The organism is Streptomyces olivaceus, from assembly GCF_000721235.1.
GTDB classification, from domain to species: Bacteria; Actinomycetota; Actinomycetes; order Streptomycetales; family Streptomycetaceae; genus Streptomyces; species Streptomyces olivaceus.
Genome location: NZ_JOFH01000031.1, coordinates 84,865 through 100,135 on the forward strand (window position 1 = coordinate 84,865; position 15,271 = coordinate 100,135).

Here is a 15,271-nt window from a genome sequence, read left to right on the forward strand (position 1 = left end):
GACTTCCTAGAGTAGGGAGCGGCTACACACCGCGCATGGCACGGAAGGGCTAGTTCTTGCCGTCCACCGCCCCCGCCGCGATCTTGCCGGCGTAGATGTCCCCGCCCTCGGGCAGCCGCACGCGCACGTCGGCGCCGAAATCGTAGAGCAACGTGGTCGAGGCGACGTCCACGGTGCCGGCGCCGCCCTCCTGACCGTTGGAGAAGCTGAAGCGGTGCCGGACCTTCCGGATCCGTCCCTCGTCGTCGAGGTAGGCGTCGAACGGCACCTCCGCGGTGGCGAAGCCCTCGGCCGCCGCGGCCAGCGCCTCCTTGTTGCCGTCCGAGGCACCGCGGGCCGCCCGCGCGAGATCGGCGGTCCCCCGGTAGTGCCGCACCTCGGTCCCGGCCAGTTCGGTGCGCCCCACGAACGTCGCGGTCCGCGTCCCCCGCAGCACCTCGGCGGCGGCGAACGGGTCCGTCGCCCCGCCGGTCACCAGGTTCCCGTCCGACAGCGAGGCGGTCTCCACCCGTACCCACTTGTCCCGCGGGACGCCGGCGCCCCGGTTCTTCATGAACAGCGCCCCGGGGGCGAGCAGTTCGGTGATCGGCTGGTGCTCGCTCGCTCCCGCCGGATCCTGCGGCAGGCGCACCTTCAAATGCCCGAGCCGTTCCCGGAAGTCGTACACGCCCTCGCCCCGGATGGTCACCCGGGTCCCGCCGCTGGCCATCTCCATCGCGGTCCGCGTCTTGGCGCTCTTCGCGTCCACGAGCCGGTCGGCGGCCCGGTGCAGCACGGCAACCGGATCACCGGCATTCGCTCCCTGCACGGCGGCGCCCTGCCCGGAGCACCCGGCGCCGGCCAGGCAGACGCAGACCACGACCGCGGCGAGCGCGGGGCCGCCGCCCGGCCCCTTTCCCGCTTCTCTCTCCCGATTCCGCCCGACCATGCCCACCTGCTGTTCCAAACCGTCTCGCCCGTCCGAAAGCCCCTGCCGTCCCGGTTAACGAGGGGCAGGCGACCCCGGTAACGTTGTGGGCGTGTCGCAGCAGGACGGTCTCGAAGCCCCCGGGGGCACCCCGGAACACGCCACGACAACGGTCGAACAGGGCCCCTTCTGCCTGGCCCGCTGCACCTGCGGCTGGCGCGGCCCGGCCCGAAGAGCCAGAAGCCAGGCCCGCACCGACGCCCAGACCCACACCTCCACGTAACCCCGGCTGCCGCTGGGGCGGGCAGTGCGTGCCGCGCCGCCGCGGGCAGTGCGTGCCGCCCGAGCTGCGGGCAGTCGTGCCGCTGGGGCGGCACGGGTGGGCGCAGCGGCACCCCGCAAGCGCCGGGCAGCGCGACCCACCCCCGCCCCCGCCCCGCGTCAACACCGCGCACGGGCCGGACCCCGGACGACCTCCCCGGTCAACGCCGGACGACCTCCCGTGGAACCCCCACCCCCACACCCCCCTCTCCCCCCAAAAACCCCCCACCGGCCCCCCCGGAGGGGCATTGACAAGGGCACTTTTCCTGGCGGGACAACCAGCGCCGCCCCCACCTGCACCACCAAAGACACCACGACCGCCAAGAACCCGGCCCCCACCAACACCCCCCGCACCCCAGCACCCGGCGCCCCCAACACCCCCGGCGCCCCCGCCACCTGGACCGCCCTGGCCAAGTCCCTGGACGGCCGGCTCCTCCGCCCCGGCGACGACGCCTGGCCCACCGCCCACCGCCTCTACAACACCCGCTTCGACACCCTCAAGCCCACCGCCGTCGCCTACGCCGCCCACGCCGACGACATCCGCACCGCCCTCTCCTACGCCCGCGCCCACCGCGTCCCCGTCGCGATCCGCAACGGCGGCCACTCCTACGCCGGATGGTCCTCCGGCGACGGCCGCCTCATCATCGACGTCTCGGAGCTGAGCCGCGTCCGCGCCTCCGCCGGCGAGGCGGTCGTCGGCGCCGGCGCCAAACTCATCGACGTCTACCGCGCGCTCGCCGCGAAGGACGTCACCATCCCGGCCGGCTCCTGCCCCACCGTCGGCATCTCCGGTCTCACCCTCGGCGGCGGCCACGGCGTCGTCTCCCGCGCGTACGGCCTGACCTGCGACAGCCTCACCCGGGCCACCCTGATCACGGCGGACGGCAAGGAGATCACCGCCGACGCGACGGGCGACCACCAGGACCTCTTCTGGGCCCTGCGCGGCGCCGGCAACGGCAACTTCGGCGTCGTCACGGAGTTCCGCTTCCGCACCCACCCCGCGCCGCAGGCGGTGTCGGCGTACCTGACCTGGCCCTGGCGCAAGGCCGCCGCCGTGGTCCGCGCCTGGCAGGAGTGGGGCCCGGACCAGCCCGACGAGATCTGGTCGTCCCTGCACCTGGCCGCGTCCCCCGGCGGCACCCCCGCCGTCTCCGTCTCCGCCTTCTCCCTCGGCACCTACGGCGAACTGCAGAACGCCGTCGACCGCCTCGCCGACCGCGCCGGCTCCCCGGCGAGCAGCGTCTCCCTCAGACGCCGTACGTACGACGAGGCGATGGAGATGTACGCCGGCTGCTCGTCCTTCTCGACCGACGCCCGCTGCCACCTGCCGGGCTCGTCCCCCGGCCGCTCGCCCGAGGGTGCGCTCGGCCGGGAGACGTACGCGGCCCGCTCCGACTTCTTCGACCGCTCGATCGGCCCGGCCGGCGTCAGCGCCCTCCTCGACCAGGTCGCCTCCGTACGCGGCGGCGCCGGCAGCGTCGCGCTCACGGCACTGGGCGGCGCGGTGAACCGGGTCTCCCCCACGGCGACGGCGTTCGTGCACCGCCGTTCCCGCATGCTGGCCCAGTACCTCGTCTCCTGGCGGCCCGGCACCGACGGCGCCGCGGCCCGGTCCTGGCTGGCCTCCGCCCACCGGGCGATGCGCCCGTACGCGTCGGGCGCGGCCTACCAGAACTACGCGGACCCGGATCTGACGGACTGGCGGAAGGCGTACTACGGAGACGCGGCCCCGCGCCTGGCGCGCCTGAAGCACCAGTACGACCCGGACCGCGTCTTCACCTACCCGCAGGCGCTGTAGGGCCCGTCCGGCCCGGCGGCCTACGCGGCGAGGTCCCGCTCCCCCGTCTCGGCGCCCTCCGTGCGCGCCCCGGGCACCACGGCACCACGCCCGCCGTCCCGGCCGCGCGCGCTGACCAGCCACCCCACCCGGGGCGACCGCTCGATCGCCCGGGTCAGCGGCGTGAGCAGCGCCATGGCGACCGGCGAGAGCAGCAGCGCGACCGCCGTACCGAGGGCGAAGCCGCCCACGACGTCCGTCGGGTAGTGCACGCCCATGTACACGCGGATGAAGCCGCCGAACAGCGCGAGCACGATCCCGACGATGCCGAGCTTCCGGTTGGCGACGAACAGGGCGACGGCCAGCGCCATGCAGAGAGTGGCGTGATCGCTCACGAAGGAGAAGTCGTCCTTGCCGTCGACGAGCACTTCGAGGCCCTCGTGGCTGTTGAAGGGCCGGGGCCGTTCGACGAAGCCCCGTATCGGCACGTTGATCAGTACGGCCACCCCGGCCGCGAGCGGCGCCCAGACGAGGGCCGCCACGTTCGACGCCGCGTCCTCACCGCCCCGCCGTCGCACGCCCCACCAGCACCCCAGCACCAGCAGCACGATCGCGAACAGCAGCCCGTACTCACCGACGAACTCCATGACCCGGTCGAACCAGTGCGGTGCGTCCTTGGCCAGGCCGTTGATGTCGTAGAGCAGCTCGACGTCGGGGTTCGACCCGGATTCGGCGAGTCCAGCCATGGTGCTGCGGCCCCTTCGTCATGTCCTCCGGCACGCGTCTCGCGCGCCTCTTCAGCCACCCCCGTGGTCACCTACGCCAACAGGAACGCACGGTCCCCGTAGATACGTTCCACGCTCCACCGAATGATCACTCAGACGTTATCGAAGAGAGATACGTCACCGCAGCTCAGGGCAGGGTTTCACGCTGGGTTCAAACCCTGCCATTCACACCGTGGTGGGCAATGCTTTCGCGCCATCCTCGGTGACCCGGGTGGCCCCGAAGTAGTCGGGGGTGTCGATCGGGTCGAACCGGATCACAGCGCCCGTCCTCGGCGCGTCGATCATGTACCCGCCGCCGACGTAAATCCCGACATGCCGGATGGCGCGCGAGTTGGTGAGGTCGTCCGAGAAGAACACCAGGTCCCCGGGGAGCAGTTCGTCGCGGCCGGGATGCGCCCCCGCGTTGTACTGGTCGTTGGCGACCCGCGGCAGCTCGATCCCCACGTTCTCGTACGCCGCCTTGGTCAGGCCCGAGCAGTCGAACCGCCCGCCCTGCTCGGGCGTGCCGTTGCCGCCCCACAGGTAGAGGGTGCCGAGCTTCTTCTGCGCGTAGGCGATGGCCCCGGCGGCCTGCTCGGACGGATCGACCCGCGTCTCGGGCTCGGCGAAGCTCTCCGCCAGGGTGGTGATGGTCTTGACGTAGTTCTGGGTCTCCGCGTAGGGCGGCACGCCCTGGTACCGGATCACCGCGTCCGGCCCGGCGTTGTAGGCGGCCAGCATGTTCTCGGTCGGGTCGCCGGGCACGCTCTTCACGTACGAGGCGAGGGAGCAGTCGTACGAAGCCGCCGACGGAATGGCGTCGTTGGGGTCCCACACGTCCCGGTCGCCGTCCCCGTCCCCGTCGACTCCGTGGACGGCCCACGTCCCCGGAATGAACTGCGCTATCCCCTGCGCCGCCGCCGCGCTCTGCGCCTTCGGGTCGAAGCCGCTCTCCTGGTAGAGCTGGGCGGCGAGCAGCGCCGGATTGATGGCGGGGCAGAGACTGCCCGCCTCCTGCACGAGCGGCTGGTAGGCCGCGGGCACCGACCCCTTGGCCAGCTTCTTCCCCTCGCCTCCCGAGCCGCCCGCCGAGTCCCCGCCGACGAGGTAGACCCCCACCACGAGCAGCATCACGAAGCCCGTCCCGCCGGCCGCGGCGACCCCGGCCCCGATCCACATCTTGCGCATGCCCCAACCATCCCCCACGAGCCCGCCGTTCAGTGACGCTTTCCAGCCATGTCGGCCGCCGCCGGACCAGGTGCACCTGTTTGCCGCCCCGCCGTCACCGCATCAGGGCCTAACGATCGAACCACTCCCCAGGTTTCGCTAACACATCGTTGCCAGCCATGCCCCATCGTGATACACAGAGTGACGATACGACCACAGGAAGCCGTCTCGGAGCCGACTGACCAGCCGGCCCGGGGCGGTGGCAAGCTATTCGTACGAAACCCGCCAACCAATGACGCCAAGTCGACATACGACGGCCTCATTGTCGGCGACAATGAGGCTTGACCTCTGCACGTCCGCAGAGGGCGCGGAACTACCCAACAGGGGCGGTGACTTACATGCTCTTTGCGGCCGACGAGGGAGACATCAACACCATCATCGGGGGGATTGCTCCGGACTGGGGCCCCTTCGGCAGCCTGGGCAACGAGGCCAAGGTCATGATCGAGGTGGTGATGGCCGTCGCCATTCTGCTCTGCCTCGGCATCGCCATCTGGGGCGCGGCCAAGCAGCGCATCGGTGCCACGGCGCTGCGGGACACCTTCAGCGCCGAGCAGGGCAAGGGCCTCATCGTCGCGGGCCTCACAGGCGTGTTCATCATCGGCTCACTCGGCACGCTGTTCACCATTGTGTACGGGATGGCCGTGTAGCCCGGTACGCCCCCGCCCCCGTCTTCCACCCCACCCGCCCGTCGTGCCAACCTGGCTGAGGTTGCGTTTCCCTGATGTCGAGTCATAACACCGCGCCCGCGCGGGAACCAGCACGGCTACCGTCGTACTTCTACGGCAGACACGGCGTCGAGGGGGCGTACACGGTATGAGTCTCGGAGACGATCACCAGTCCTCCGGCGGTTACGGCGGCACCGGGCAGACCAGACTCCGGCTGCCCGAGCCGGAGGGCGGCCCCCGACGCGGCGGCCGCTCGTCCTCGCGCAGCCTGATCACCGTGGTCGGGGTCGTCGTCCTCCTCATCGCCGCGATCGCCTTTGCGAACCGTGGAGGAGACGGTTCCGCATCCGCGAAGGGCGCGGCGGGAAACAAGCCGGACGCCTCGTCCACGGCCCCCACCGGCACCCGCCCCGTCCAGTCGGGCTTCGCCCACGACGAACAGGGGGCGCAGAGCGCCGCCGCGAACTACGCCGAGGCGCTGGGGTCCGACGGGATGTTCGACAAGGGCGAGCGCGACGCCATCCTGCAGGCCGTCGTCGTCCCCGACAGAGTGGCGGACTTCCAGGCCACCATGGACAAGGCGTACACCCCGGCGTTCAACAAGAACGTCGGCCTGAACGAGGACGGTTCGACGCCGAAGGGCTACACCTTCGTCTCCCGCACCAGCCCGATCGGCTCCAAGGTCACCGAGCGGTCGGCCGACGGGACCACCGTCGAGGTCTGGTGCAACGGTCTCCTCGGACTCGCGGGGCAGAACTCCACCTCTCCCGTCACCAGCACCTGGTTCACCATCACCGTGCAGCTCCAGTGGGCCGGTGACGACTGGAAGATCGTGACGCACTCCCAGAAGGACGGTCCGGCACCGATTCCGGGCGACGACAAGGCATCCACCGCCGACGAGATGGCGAAGGCCGTCCAGGAGTACGGAGGGTTCACGTATGCCCGCTGACCGGCGCGTACTCAAACTGACCGGGGTCGTCGCCGCCGTACAGGCGGCGGCTGTCCTCTTCGCCACGCGTGCCTTCGCCGAGCCCACGCCCACCCCCAGCGACGACACCTGCGACCAGATCCAGGGAGCCGCCAGAAAGTACTGCGAGCGAGGCGAGGGCGGCGGCTCCGGCGGAGGCGGCGGGGACAGTTACAGCCCCTCCACCACCCTCGATCCCCTCTCCTCCCTCGCCAAGGGCTGCGCCGACGCCGCCGCCTGGACCGTCGACACGCTCAGCGACGCCGTGAAGAACACCGCCGACGTCGACTTCACGAACGGCACGTTCCTGAAGCAGTACGCCGTCGTCTTCGCGGCGTCGGCGATCCTCACGCTGGTCCTCTGGCTGCTGGCGGTCGCCAAGCGCGCCGTGCGCGGCGTGCCGCTCAGCACCGCGCTCTCCGAGGCCATCGGGTTCCTCTGGCTCACCGTGCTGGCCTCGGCGTTCACGCCGCTGATCCTCTACACGATCGTGTCGGCCACCGACGCCGTGACCGACGTCCTGGCCAAGGGCACCGGCGACCAGACGGACGCGTTCTTCGGCACGTTCTCCGACGCGCTGAAGCAGGGCGACGAGATCGGCGGCGGCCCGATCATGCTGATCATCGTGTCGTTCGTGTCGATCATCGCCGCCGGCGTGCTCTACCTGGAGCTGTACCTGCGCGCCGTCCTGCTCTACGTCGGCGCGCTGCTCGGCGTCGTCGTCTACGCCGGTCTGGTCGACAAGAACCTGTGGGGCCACGTCCGCCGCTGGGCGGGCATCATGATCGCGGTGATCATGGTGAAACCCGTGATCGTCATCGTGCTGGGCCTCGCGGGCGCGCTGACCGCGGACGGCGGACCCGACTCCGTCGCCGCCATCGTCTCCGGCCTCGCCATCATCCTGCTCGCGATCTTCGCCTCCGCGATGATCTACCGCTTCGTGCCCGGCTTCGGCGACGAGATCGCCAACGGCCGCAACAACCGCATCATGCAGGGCGCCGAGGGCAAGGCCGCCGCCGTGATGAGCTCCCCGGCGAACCTCGTCGCGCAGGGCATCAGAACCCACAGCACCCGCGGCAACGGCGACGGAGGAGGCGGGCAGTCCTCGTCCTCCGCCGCGGCCCGCCCCTCGAACCCCGCCTCCGGCGGAGTCGCCGCGCACAGCTCGCGCCCCACGAACGGCGGCGGAAGCGTCCCCTCCGCCGCACCCGCACCGCGCCAAGGCAGCCCGGTGAACTCGCCCCACGCCAGCAACACCCGCAACAGCGGCACGAAGAGCACAGGAGGTGACGGGCGTTGACGACCGAGTCCCACGTGTCCCATCCGGTCACGCCCCGCCGTACGTATCTGATCGGCCGCGCCCGGCCGAACGCGATCGTCGGCCGCAACCGCGAGACCGGTGAGATCGCGCTGATCGTCGCGGGCGCGTTCCTCGGCATGATGTGCGGGCTCCTCGTCCCCGTCCTCACCCTGCGCATCGTCCTGCTCTGCGGCTTCCCGATGCTGGCGCTGGCGGCGGTCTACGTGCCGTACAAGCACCGCACGTTCTACAAGTGGTTCGAGATCAACCGCAGCTTCAAGCGGACGCTGCGCACCGGCACCGCCTACCGGTCCGGCGCCGTCGAGGCCGGCACCCGGATCGACGGTCGGGAGGTCGAGGTCGGACCGCCGCCCGGCATCGGCCGCATCAGCTGGCTCGCGGCACCCTTCGGGCCCGACGAGATCGCCGTACTGCTGCACGCCGACCGCAAGACGGTCACGGCGGCGATCGAGATCGAGGGCCCCGGCGTCGGCCTGCGCGACTCCGAGGACCAGGAAGCCCTCGTCGACCGCTTCGGCACCCTGCTCAAGCACGTGGCCAACGGCGACGGCTTCGTCACCCGCATCCAGATGCTCGCCCGCACCCTCCCCGCCGACCCCGACGCGCACGCCAAGGACGTCACCCAGCGCGGCGACGACAAGGCGCTGCCCTGGCTGCAGCAGTCGTACGACCAGCTCCAGTCGATGGTGTCGACCAGCAGCGAGCAGCACCGCGCCTACCTCATCGCCTGCATGCACTACACCCGCGACCTGGCCGCCGAGGCGCACGCCATGGCCCGCGCCGCCCGGCCCCACGGCGGGCGCAGGCTGGACCGGGACGCGGGCCTCGCCGTCGTGATGGCGCGCGAGCTGACCGACATCTGCTCCCGCCTCCAGGAGGCCGACATCCGGGTCCGCCAGCCCCTCGGCCAGGGCAGGCTCTCCTCGCTCGTCCACTCCATGTACGACCCGGACCACCCGATCGACCACATCCAGGCGATGACCAAGCGCAACGCCTGGCCGGCCGAGCTGGACGCCATGGAGCCCACCTACCTCCAGGCCAAGACCCGCGAGTCCGCCACCCGCGCACCCTGGTGCCACGCCACCGCCTGGGTGAAGGAGTGGCCGATGACCCCGGTCGGCGTGAACTTCCTCGCGCCGCTCCTCGTCCACACCCCGGACGTCATCCGCACCGTCGCGGTCACGATGGACCTCGAACCCACCGAGGTCGCCATCGAGCGCATGCTGACCGAGAAGACGAACGACGAGGCGGAGGCCTCCCGCGCCGCCAAGATGAACCGCACCGTCGACCCGCGTGACATGGCCGCCCACTCCCGGCTCGACCAGCGCGGCGAGGACCTCGCCAGCGGCGCCGCCGGCGTCAACCTGGTCGGCTACATCACGGTCTCCTCCCGCACCCCCGAGGCGCTGGCCCGCGACAAGCGGACGATACGGGCCTCGGCCGGCAAGTCGTACCTGAAACTGGAGTGGTGCGACCGTGAGCACCATCGCGCCTTCGTGAACACTCTTCCGTTCGCCACCGGCATCCGAAGGTAGGGGCTGAGCCTGATGCGGGACCCGCTGTCCGTCCTCACCGACGCCTTCACGTCCTTCCTCTTCGGGAAGGTGGAGACGACCCGCCTCCCGGTCCGCACGTCCACGGGCCAGGCGCAGGCGGTCTACCTGCCGACCGCCGCGCCCGGCCTCGGCGACTCCGGCGTGATCATCGGCCGGGAGGTCTACTCCGGCAAGGGCTACATCTACGACCCCTTCCAGCTCTACGGCCAGCAGCTCCCCGCCCCGCACTGGCTGGTGCTCGGGGAGTCGGGGAACGGCAAGTCGGCCCTGGAGAAGACGTACGTCCTGCGCCAGCTCCGCTTCCGGGACCGCCAGGTCGTCGTCCTGGACGCCCAGGGCGAGGACGGCGTCGGCGAGTGGAACCTCATCGCCGAGGAACTGGGCATAACCCCCATCCGCCTCGACCCGACGGCCGCCCTCGACCACGGCATCCGCCTCAACCCCCTCGACCCGGCGATCACGACGACGGGCCAGCTGGCGCTCCTCCGGACGATCATCGAGGTCGCCATGGGGCACGGCCTGGACGAACGCTCCGGCTTCGCGCTCAAGGTCGCGCACGCCTACGTCAACGAGTCCATCGTCGAACGCCAGCCCGTCCTGACCGACATCGTCGAGCGGCTCCGCCACCCCGAGCCGGAGTCCGCCGAGGCGATGAACGTCGCCATAGACGACGTACGGGCCTGGGGTCTGGACGTCGCGCTGGTCATCGACCGCCTCGTCGACGGCGACCTGCGCGGCATGTTCGACGGCCCGACGACCGTCGGCATCGACCTCGACGCCCCGCTGATCGTCTTCGACCTCTCCCACATCGACCGCAACTCCATCGCCATGCCCATCCTGATGGCCATCGTGGGCGTGTGGCTGGAGCACACCTGGATCCGGCCCGACCGCAAGAAGCGCATCTTCCTGGTCGAGGAGGCCTGGCACATCATCAACAGCCCGTTCGTGGCGCAGCTGTTCCAGCGGCTGCTGAAGTTCGGACGCCGGCTGGGCCTGTCCTTCGTGGCGGTGGTGCACCACCTGTCCGACGTCGTCGACGGCGCGGCGGCCAGAGAGGCGGCGGCGATCCTCAAGATGGCCTCCACCCGCACCATCTACGCCCAGAAGGCCGACGAGGCACGGGCCACGGGCCGCGTCCTGGGCCTGCCGCGCTGGGCGGTGGAGATCATCCCGACCCTCACCCCGGGCATCGCGGTCTGGGACGTCAACGGCAACGTACAGGTCGTCAAACACCTGATCACCGAGACCGAACGCCCCCTGGTCTTCACCGACCGCGCGATGACCGAGTCCTCCACCGACTTCGCCGACGACGCCCTGCGCGCGGCGGAGCTGGAGGCCGAGGAGCGGGCGGCGGCCTTCATGGAGCAGCACATCGGCGACTCGTCCGAGTCGACGGTGGCGTAGGGCGTACCCCGAGAGGCAACGGAGAGGCACCGGACGCATGAGACCGGACGACCACCGCGAGCAGCGGCCGTCCCAGGGCGGCATCCCCGACGGCCTGCTGCTCGGCATCCTCACCTTCCTCCTCGGCATGACCGTGCTGGTGTGGACGGCGACGGGCCTGTCCGGCCTGTTCGCGCACGGCTCCTGGCCCTCCGGCGTCACCTTCGGCGGCACCCCGCTGGCCATGCGCGAGCTGATCGCCGAGCCCCACGACCTCCCCGGCGCCTGGCCGGAGGCCCCGGAGACGGCACTGTCGGGGTACGGGCTGTTCTGGGGGCTGTTCATCGGCCAGCTGATGGTGCTGGTCGTCCTGGCGGTGTTCGTGATGGGCACGGTGGCGCGGTGGCGGGCCGTACGCCGCCGACGGCGGGCCGAGGCCGCGGCGGCACCCTCGCGCGAGCCGGAGCCGACCAAGGCACCGGCACCGGAGCCCACTCCGGTGGTGCACGAGGTGCCGACGCCGAGGTCGCCTCAGCCGAAACCCCCGGCCCAGGAACCCCAGCAGGTCCCGGAGGCCGGGGAGATCGCGGAGGCCGTGGAGACCGAGCCCGCCATCCCCCTGTCCGTCCTGGCCGACGGCAAGAGACCCGGCGAGTGGGAGGCCGCCCATTTGCGCAAGGCGGTCCACTACGGCCCCCCGGACACCCGGCGCTCCACGGCCGTCCAGGCCCTGCGCGACGCGGAGGGCGCCGCCCTCGTCGTCACCTCGGCACCGGCCCTCTGGTCGGACACCAAGGACGCCCGCGCCAAACTCGGCCCGGTCCTCCTCTACGACCCCGCGCACCTCTGCGACACCCCCGCCCGCCTCCACTGGTCCCCCACCGCCGGCTGCGAGGACAGAGCGACGGCGACGAGCCGGGCCGCCGCCCTCCTCGCCCCGGTCCGCCCCACCGCCCGCCTCGACCAGGCGCTCGGCGACACCGCCGAACTGCTGCTGCGCAGCTACCTCCACGCCGCCGCCGTCGACGGCCGCACCATCCGCCACGTCCACCGCTGGTCCCAGGGCCTGCAGATCCAGGACGCCGTACGCGTCCTGCGCACCCACCCCAAGGCCGCCCCCGGTTCCGCGGGCGAACTCGAAGGGGCCCTCACCGCCCACCCCGAACGCCGGGACATGGCCCAGCAACTCACCGCCCGCGCCCTGGCCGCCCTCTCCACGGTCAACATCCGAGAGGCCTGCACTCCCCACCGAAATGATGCCCTCACCTTGGATTCCTTCATCCACGAACAGGGCACGCTCTACGTGGTGGGGGAATCCATCGAAGACCCCAGGACGAGCCCGGGCGCGATGCCGCTGCTGACGGCGCTCGCCTCAAGCGTGGTCGAGCGCGGCCGGCGCATGGCCGAACGGTCATCCTCCGGTCGCCTCGACCCACCAATGGCCCTCGTCCTGGACGACGTAGCGGCCGTGGCCCCCTTCCCCCGGCTTCCGGAGCTGCTGTCCACCGGCGCGGACACGGGCATGCCGACCCTGGCTCTGCTCCGCTCCCGCGAACAGGCCCGCGCACGCTGGCCCCACGACGAACTGCCCGTCTAGAGCGGCCCGCCGGACCCGCCGTCAGCGCTCCAGCACGTACTCCAACTCGTGGTCGCCGGGCCCGCCCGCCAGCGGCACCGTCCGACCGCTCGGTACGAAGCCGGACTTGCGGTAGGCCGCCCGCGCCCGCCCGTTCTCCGGGTGCACGATGAGCCGGACCCGCTCCGCACCGTTCGCCCGCGCCCACTCGGCTCCGGCGTCGAACAGCGCCTTGGTCAGCCCGCTCCCCCGCCACTCGGGCCGTACGAACACCCCCACGACGTGGCCCTGCCGCCGCTCCACCGCGAACCCGGCCCAGTCCGTCGTCCCGGCCTCCTCCACCAGCACGGTCAGCGTGCCGATCCACAGCCCGCCGGGCCCCTCGGCGACGATCTGCCGGACCCCGGAACCCTCCGGGGCCCCCTCGGCGCCCCGGGCCGCCCGCTCCTGCCAGAAGGAGTCCGGTCGTGCCGCCGCGTCGTCGTACGTCTCCAGGTACGCCAGGTCGGCGACCGGATCCCGCAGCGCGCGCAGCCGCAGCTCCTTCACCGCGGGCCACTCGTCGGCGCGTATGGAGCGGATCACGTAGTCACCGGGGACCGAGACACTCATGCCGGTCACCGTAGTACCCGGGTACTACGCCCCTCACCCCATATACGCTCCGCCGGGCCGACGCCCCACGGCCCCCGAACCCCGACCATGGTCGGATGGACCACGTGAAGCCCGAGCCGGAGAACCGGGCGGCCGAACCCCTCACCGAGTACGTCCAGCGCGTCAACCGCCGCCTCCGCGCCTTCGACCGCCGCCGGCCCCTCGTCTGGGACCTGCACCTCACCGGCTTCTGGGTGGTGGCCGCCCTCATCGACGCCTCCGGCGGCTGGCGCACCGTCGCCCACGACCCCGGCGTCCCCGTCGGCCTCGTCCTCGTGCTGAGCCTCGGCCTCTCGGTCCCCCTCCTGTGGCGCCGCAGCCACCCCGGGGCCGCCCTCCTCGCCACGCTCCCCGCGGCCCTGGTGAGCGTGTGGACCGGCGCCGCCCTCCAGGCCGCCCTGCTCCAGCTCCTCCTCGTGCACCACGTCGCCCTGCGCCTGCCGCTGCGCAGCCTCTGGTGGGCCGTGGCCCTCGCGACCGCCCCCACCTGCCTCGCGGTCGCCCGCTACGGGGACAGCGCCGGCCCGTGGCACCAGCAGCTCGGCTCGCAGCTGTCCGCCATCGGCGTCGCCGCCCTCATCGGCATCACGGTCCGCACCCGGCGCGACTACACCCGGGTCCTGGAGGACCGCGCCCGCCGCCTGGAGACCGAACGCGACCAGCAGGTCCGGCTCGCCGCCGCCGCCGAACGGGCCCGCATAGCCCGGGAAATGCACGACATCATCGGCCACAACCTCTCCGTCATCACCGGCCTCGCCGACGGCGGCCGCTACGCCGCCGCCAAGTCCCCCGACCGCGCCACCCAGGCCCTCGACGCCATCGGCAGCACCAGCCGCCAGGCCCTCGCCGAACTCCGCCGCCTCCTTGACATCCTGCGCGACGACGACCAGGGCACCACCGGCCGGGCCGAACTGTCCCCGCAGCCCGCCCTCACCGACCTCGACCGCCTCCTCGACGGCGTCCGCCGGGCGGGCCTGCCCGTCCGTACGACCGTCCGGGGCGAGGCCGCCCTCCCCGAGGGCCGCCAGCTCACGCTGTACCGCGTCATCCAGGAAGCCCTCACCAACACCCTCAAGCACGCCGGCCCCGACGCCACGGCCCACATCGCCCTCTCCTACGCGACCGCCGGCGCCGTCACCCTCACCGTCACGGACACCGGCCGCGGCGGCCCGCTCCCCGCCGGCCCGTCCGGAGGAGGCCGCGGGCTGCCCGGAATGCGGGAACGGACGTCCCTGTACGGCGGCACACTTGAGGCAGGCCCACGGCCCGCCCCCGAACGAGGCTGGCGCGTCCACCTACACCTCCCGGAGGAAACCCCGCAGTGACCACCGTCCTCATCGCCGACGACCAGCCCCTCCAGCGCTTCGGCTTCCGGATGCTCCTGGAGAGCCAGGACGACATGACGGTCGTCGGCGAGGCGGCCAACGGCGCCGAAGCCGCCCGGATGACGGCCGAACTCCACCCCGACGTCGTCCTCATGGACGTCCGGATGCCCGGCCTGGACGGCATCGAGGCGACCCGCCGCATCGTCGCGGGCGGCGACCGCACCCGCGTCCTCATCCTCACGACCTTCGACCTCGACGAGTACGCCTACTCCGGCCTGCGCGCCGGCGCCTCCGGTTTCCTCGTCAAGGACGCCCAGCCCGAGGAGCTCCTCGCCGGCATCCGCGCGGTGGCGGCCGGCGACGCGGTGGTCGCCCCGAGCCTGACCCGCCGCCTGCTCAACGCGTACGTCCACCACCTGCCGACCGCCGAGACCGCCCGGGACGCCGCTCCCGATCCCCGCCTGGCCGCTCTCACCGACCGCGAGACCGAGATCCTGCGGGTGATGGGCCAGGGATGGACCAACACGGAGATGGCGGAGCGCCTCCACCTCGCCGAGTCGACGGTCAAGACCCATGTGGGCCGCATCCTGGCCAAGACGGGTTCGAGGGACCGGGTCCAGGCCGTCATCCTGGCCTACGAAACGAACCTGGTGGGCTGAAGGGTCTCTTGGAAAACACCCCGACCCTGAACGCAGAAAAGCCCCGCACCGTTCCCGGTACAGGGCTTCTCTCGCAATAATTGTTCGGCGGCGTCCTACTCTCCCACAGGGTCCCCCCTGCAGTACCATCGGCGCTGTAAGGCTTAGCTTCCGGGTTCGAAATGTAACCGGG

General features: G+C 71.9%; 14 protein-coding genes and 1 rRNA gene. 10 read left to right on the top strand and 5 right to left on the bottom strand.

Features of this window, described 5'->3' with window-relative positions:
* Positions 1-49: 49 nt before the first annotated feature.
* Complete coding sequence (locus IG94_RS0129775) at positions 50-928, bottom strand: SCO4651 family lipoprotein (RefSeq protein WP_031044152.1); 879 nt, start codon at positions 926-928, stop codon at positions 50-52.
* Between the two features lie 91 nt (positions 929-1,019).
* Here IG94_RS0129775 and IG94_RS42960 point away from each other — a divergent pair, with 91 nt between their 5' ends.
* Both IG94_RS42960 and IG94_RS0129780 read left to right on the top strand, forming a co-directional pair.
* On the top strand, positions 1,020-1,190 hold the full coding sequence (locus IG94_RS42960) for a hypothetical protein (RefSeq protein ID WP_169752405.1): 171 nt from the start codon (positions 1,020-1,022) through the stop codon (positions 1,188-1,190).
* Between the two features lie 285 nt (positions 1,191-1,475).
* The gene (locus IG94_RS0129780; protein ID WP_031044153.1) at positions 1,476-3,026 is read left to right on the top strand and encodes an FAD-binding oxidoreductase; all 1,551 of its coding nucleotides are present in this window, start codon (positions 1,476-1,478) and stop codon (positions 3,024-3,026) included.
* A 20-nt stretch (positions 3,027-3,046) separates the two neighbouring features.
* Here IG94_RS0129780 and IG94_RS0129785 read toward each other — a convergent pair whose 3' ends face one another.
* A complete protein-coding gene (locus tag IG94_RS0129785; protein WP_031044155.1) occupies positions 3,047-3,751 on the bottom strand; it encodes a phosphatase PAP2 family protein in 705 nt (234 codons plus the stop codon).
* Between the two features lie 204 nt (positions 3,752-3,955).
* On the bottom strand, positions 3,956-4,975 hold the full coding sequence (locus IG94_RS0129790) for a C40 family peptidase (RefSeq protein WP_157852339.1): 1,020 nt from the start codon (positions 4,973-4,975) through the stop codon (positions 3,956-3,958).
* A gap of 359 nt (positions 4,976-5,334) precedes the next feature.
* On the opposite strand from IG94_RS0129790, the gene IG94_RS0129795 reads away from it, so the two are divergent.
* From IG94_RS0129795 to IG94_RS0129820, 6 genes are all read left to right on the top strand, one after another.
* Positions 5,335-5,643 carry a hypothetical protein gene (locus tag IG94_RS0129795; protein ID WP_031044159.1) on the top strand — a complete coding sequence of 103 codons (309 nt, stop codon included), beginning with the start codon at positions 5,335-5,337 and terminating at the stop codon, positions 5,641-5,643.
* A gap of 166 nt (positions 5,644-5,809) precedes the next feature.
* A complete protein-coding gene (locus IG94_RS0129800) occupies positions 5,810-6,610 on the top strand; it encodes a DUF8175 domain-containg protein (RefSeq protein WP_031044162.1) in 801 nt (266 codons plus the stop codon).
* Positions 6,600-7,928 (top strand): membrane protein, encoded by a 1,329-nt coding sequence (locus IG94_RS0129805; protein ID WP_031044164.1) that lies wholly within the window; start codon positions 6,600-6,602, stop codon positions 7,926-7,928. Before IG94_RS0129800 ends, IG94_RS0129805 begins: the two co-directional genes overlap by 11 nt.
* Positions 7,925-9,484: an SCO6880 family protein gene (locus IG94_RS0129810; protein WP_031044167.1), complete on the top strand. Its 1,560-nt coding sequence runs from the start codon at positions 7,925-7,927 to the stop codon at positions 9,482-9,484. Before IG94_RS0129805 ends, IG94_RS0129810 begins: the two co-directional genes overlap by 4 nt.
* 12 nt (positions 9,485-9,496) lie before the next feature.
* On the top strand, positions 9,497-10,909 hold the full coding sequence (locus IG94_RS0129815) for an ATP-binding protein (RefSeq protein ID WP_031044169.1): 1,413 nt from the start codon (positions 9,497-9,499) through the stop codon (positions 10,907-10,909).
* A 37-nt stretch (positions 10,910-10,946) separates the two neighbouring features.
* The gene (locus IG94_RS0129820) at positions 10,947-12,485 is read left to right on the top strand and encodes a type IV secretory system conjugative DNA transfer family protein (protein ID WP_031044172.1); all 1,539 of its coding nucleotides are present in this window, start codon (positions 10,947-10,949) and stop codon (positions 12,483-12,485) included.
* A gap of 21 nt (positions 12,486-12,506) precedes the next feature.
* Here the strand turns inward: IG94_RS0129820 and IG94_RS0129825 are convergent, their stop codons facing one another.
* A complete protein-coding gene (locus IG94_RS0129825; RefSeq protein WP_031044177.1) occupies positions 12,507-13,076 on the bottom strand; it encodes a GNAT family N-acetyltransferase in 570 nt (189 codons plus the stop codon).
* Between the two features lie 95 nt (positions 13,077-13,171).
* Here IG94_RS0129825 and IG94_RS0129830 point away from each other — a divergent pair, with 95 nt between their 5' ends.
* Together IG94_RS0129830 and IG94_RS0129835 are read left to right on the top strand one after the other, a co-directional pair.
* Entirely contained in the window at positions 13,172-14,440 is a 1,269-nt protein-coding gene (locus tag IG94_RS0129830) for a sensor histidine kinase (RefSeq protein ID WP_031044179.1), read from the top strand.
* Complete coding sequence (locus tag IG94_RS0129835) at positions 14,437-15,099, top strand: response regulator (RefSeq protein WP_031044182.1); 663 nt, start codon at positions 14,437-14,439, stop codon at positions 15,097-15,099. The genes IG94_RS0129830 and IG94_RS0129835 overlap by 4 nt, the downstream gene beginning before the upstream one ends.
* Positions 15,100-15,181: 82 nt before the next feature.
* On the opposite strand, the gene rrf is transcribed toward IG94_RS0129835, so the two are convergent.
* Positions 15,182-15,271: ribosomal RNA gene (gene rrf / locus IG94_RS39760) — 5S ribosomal RNA — on the bottom strand; the annotation flags it as partial.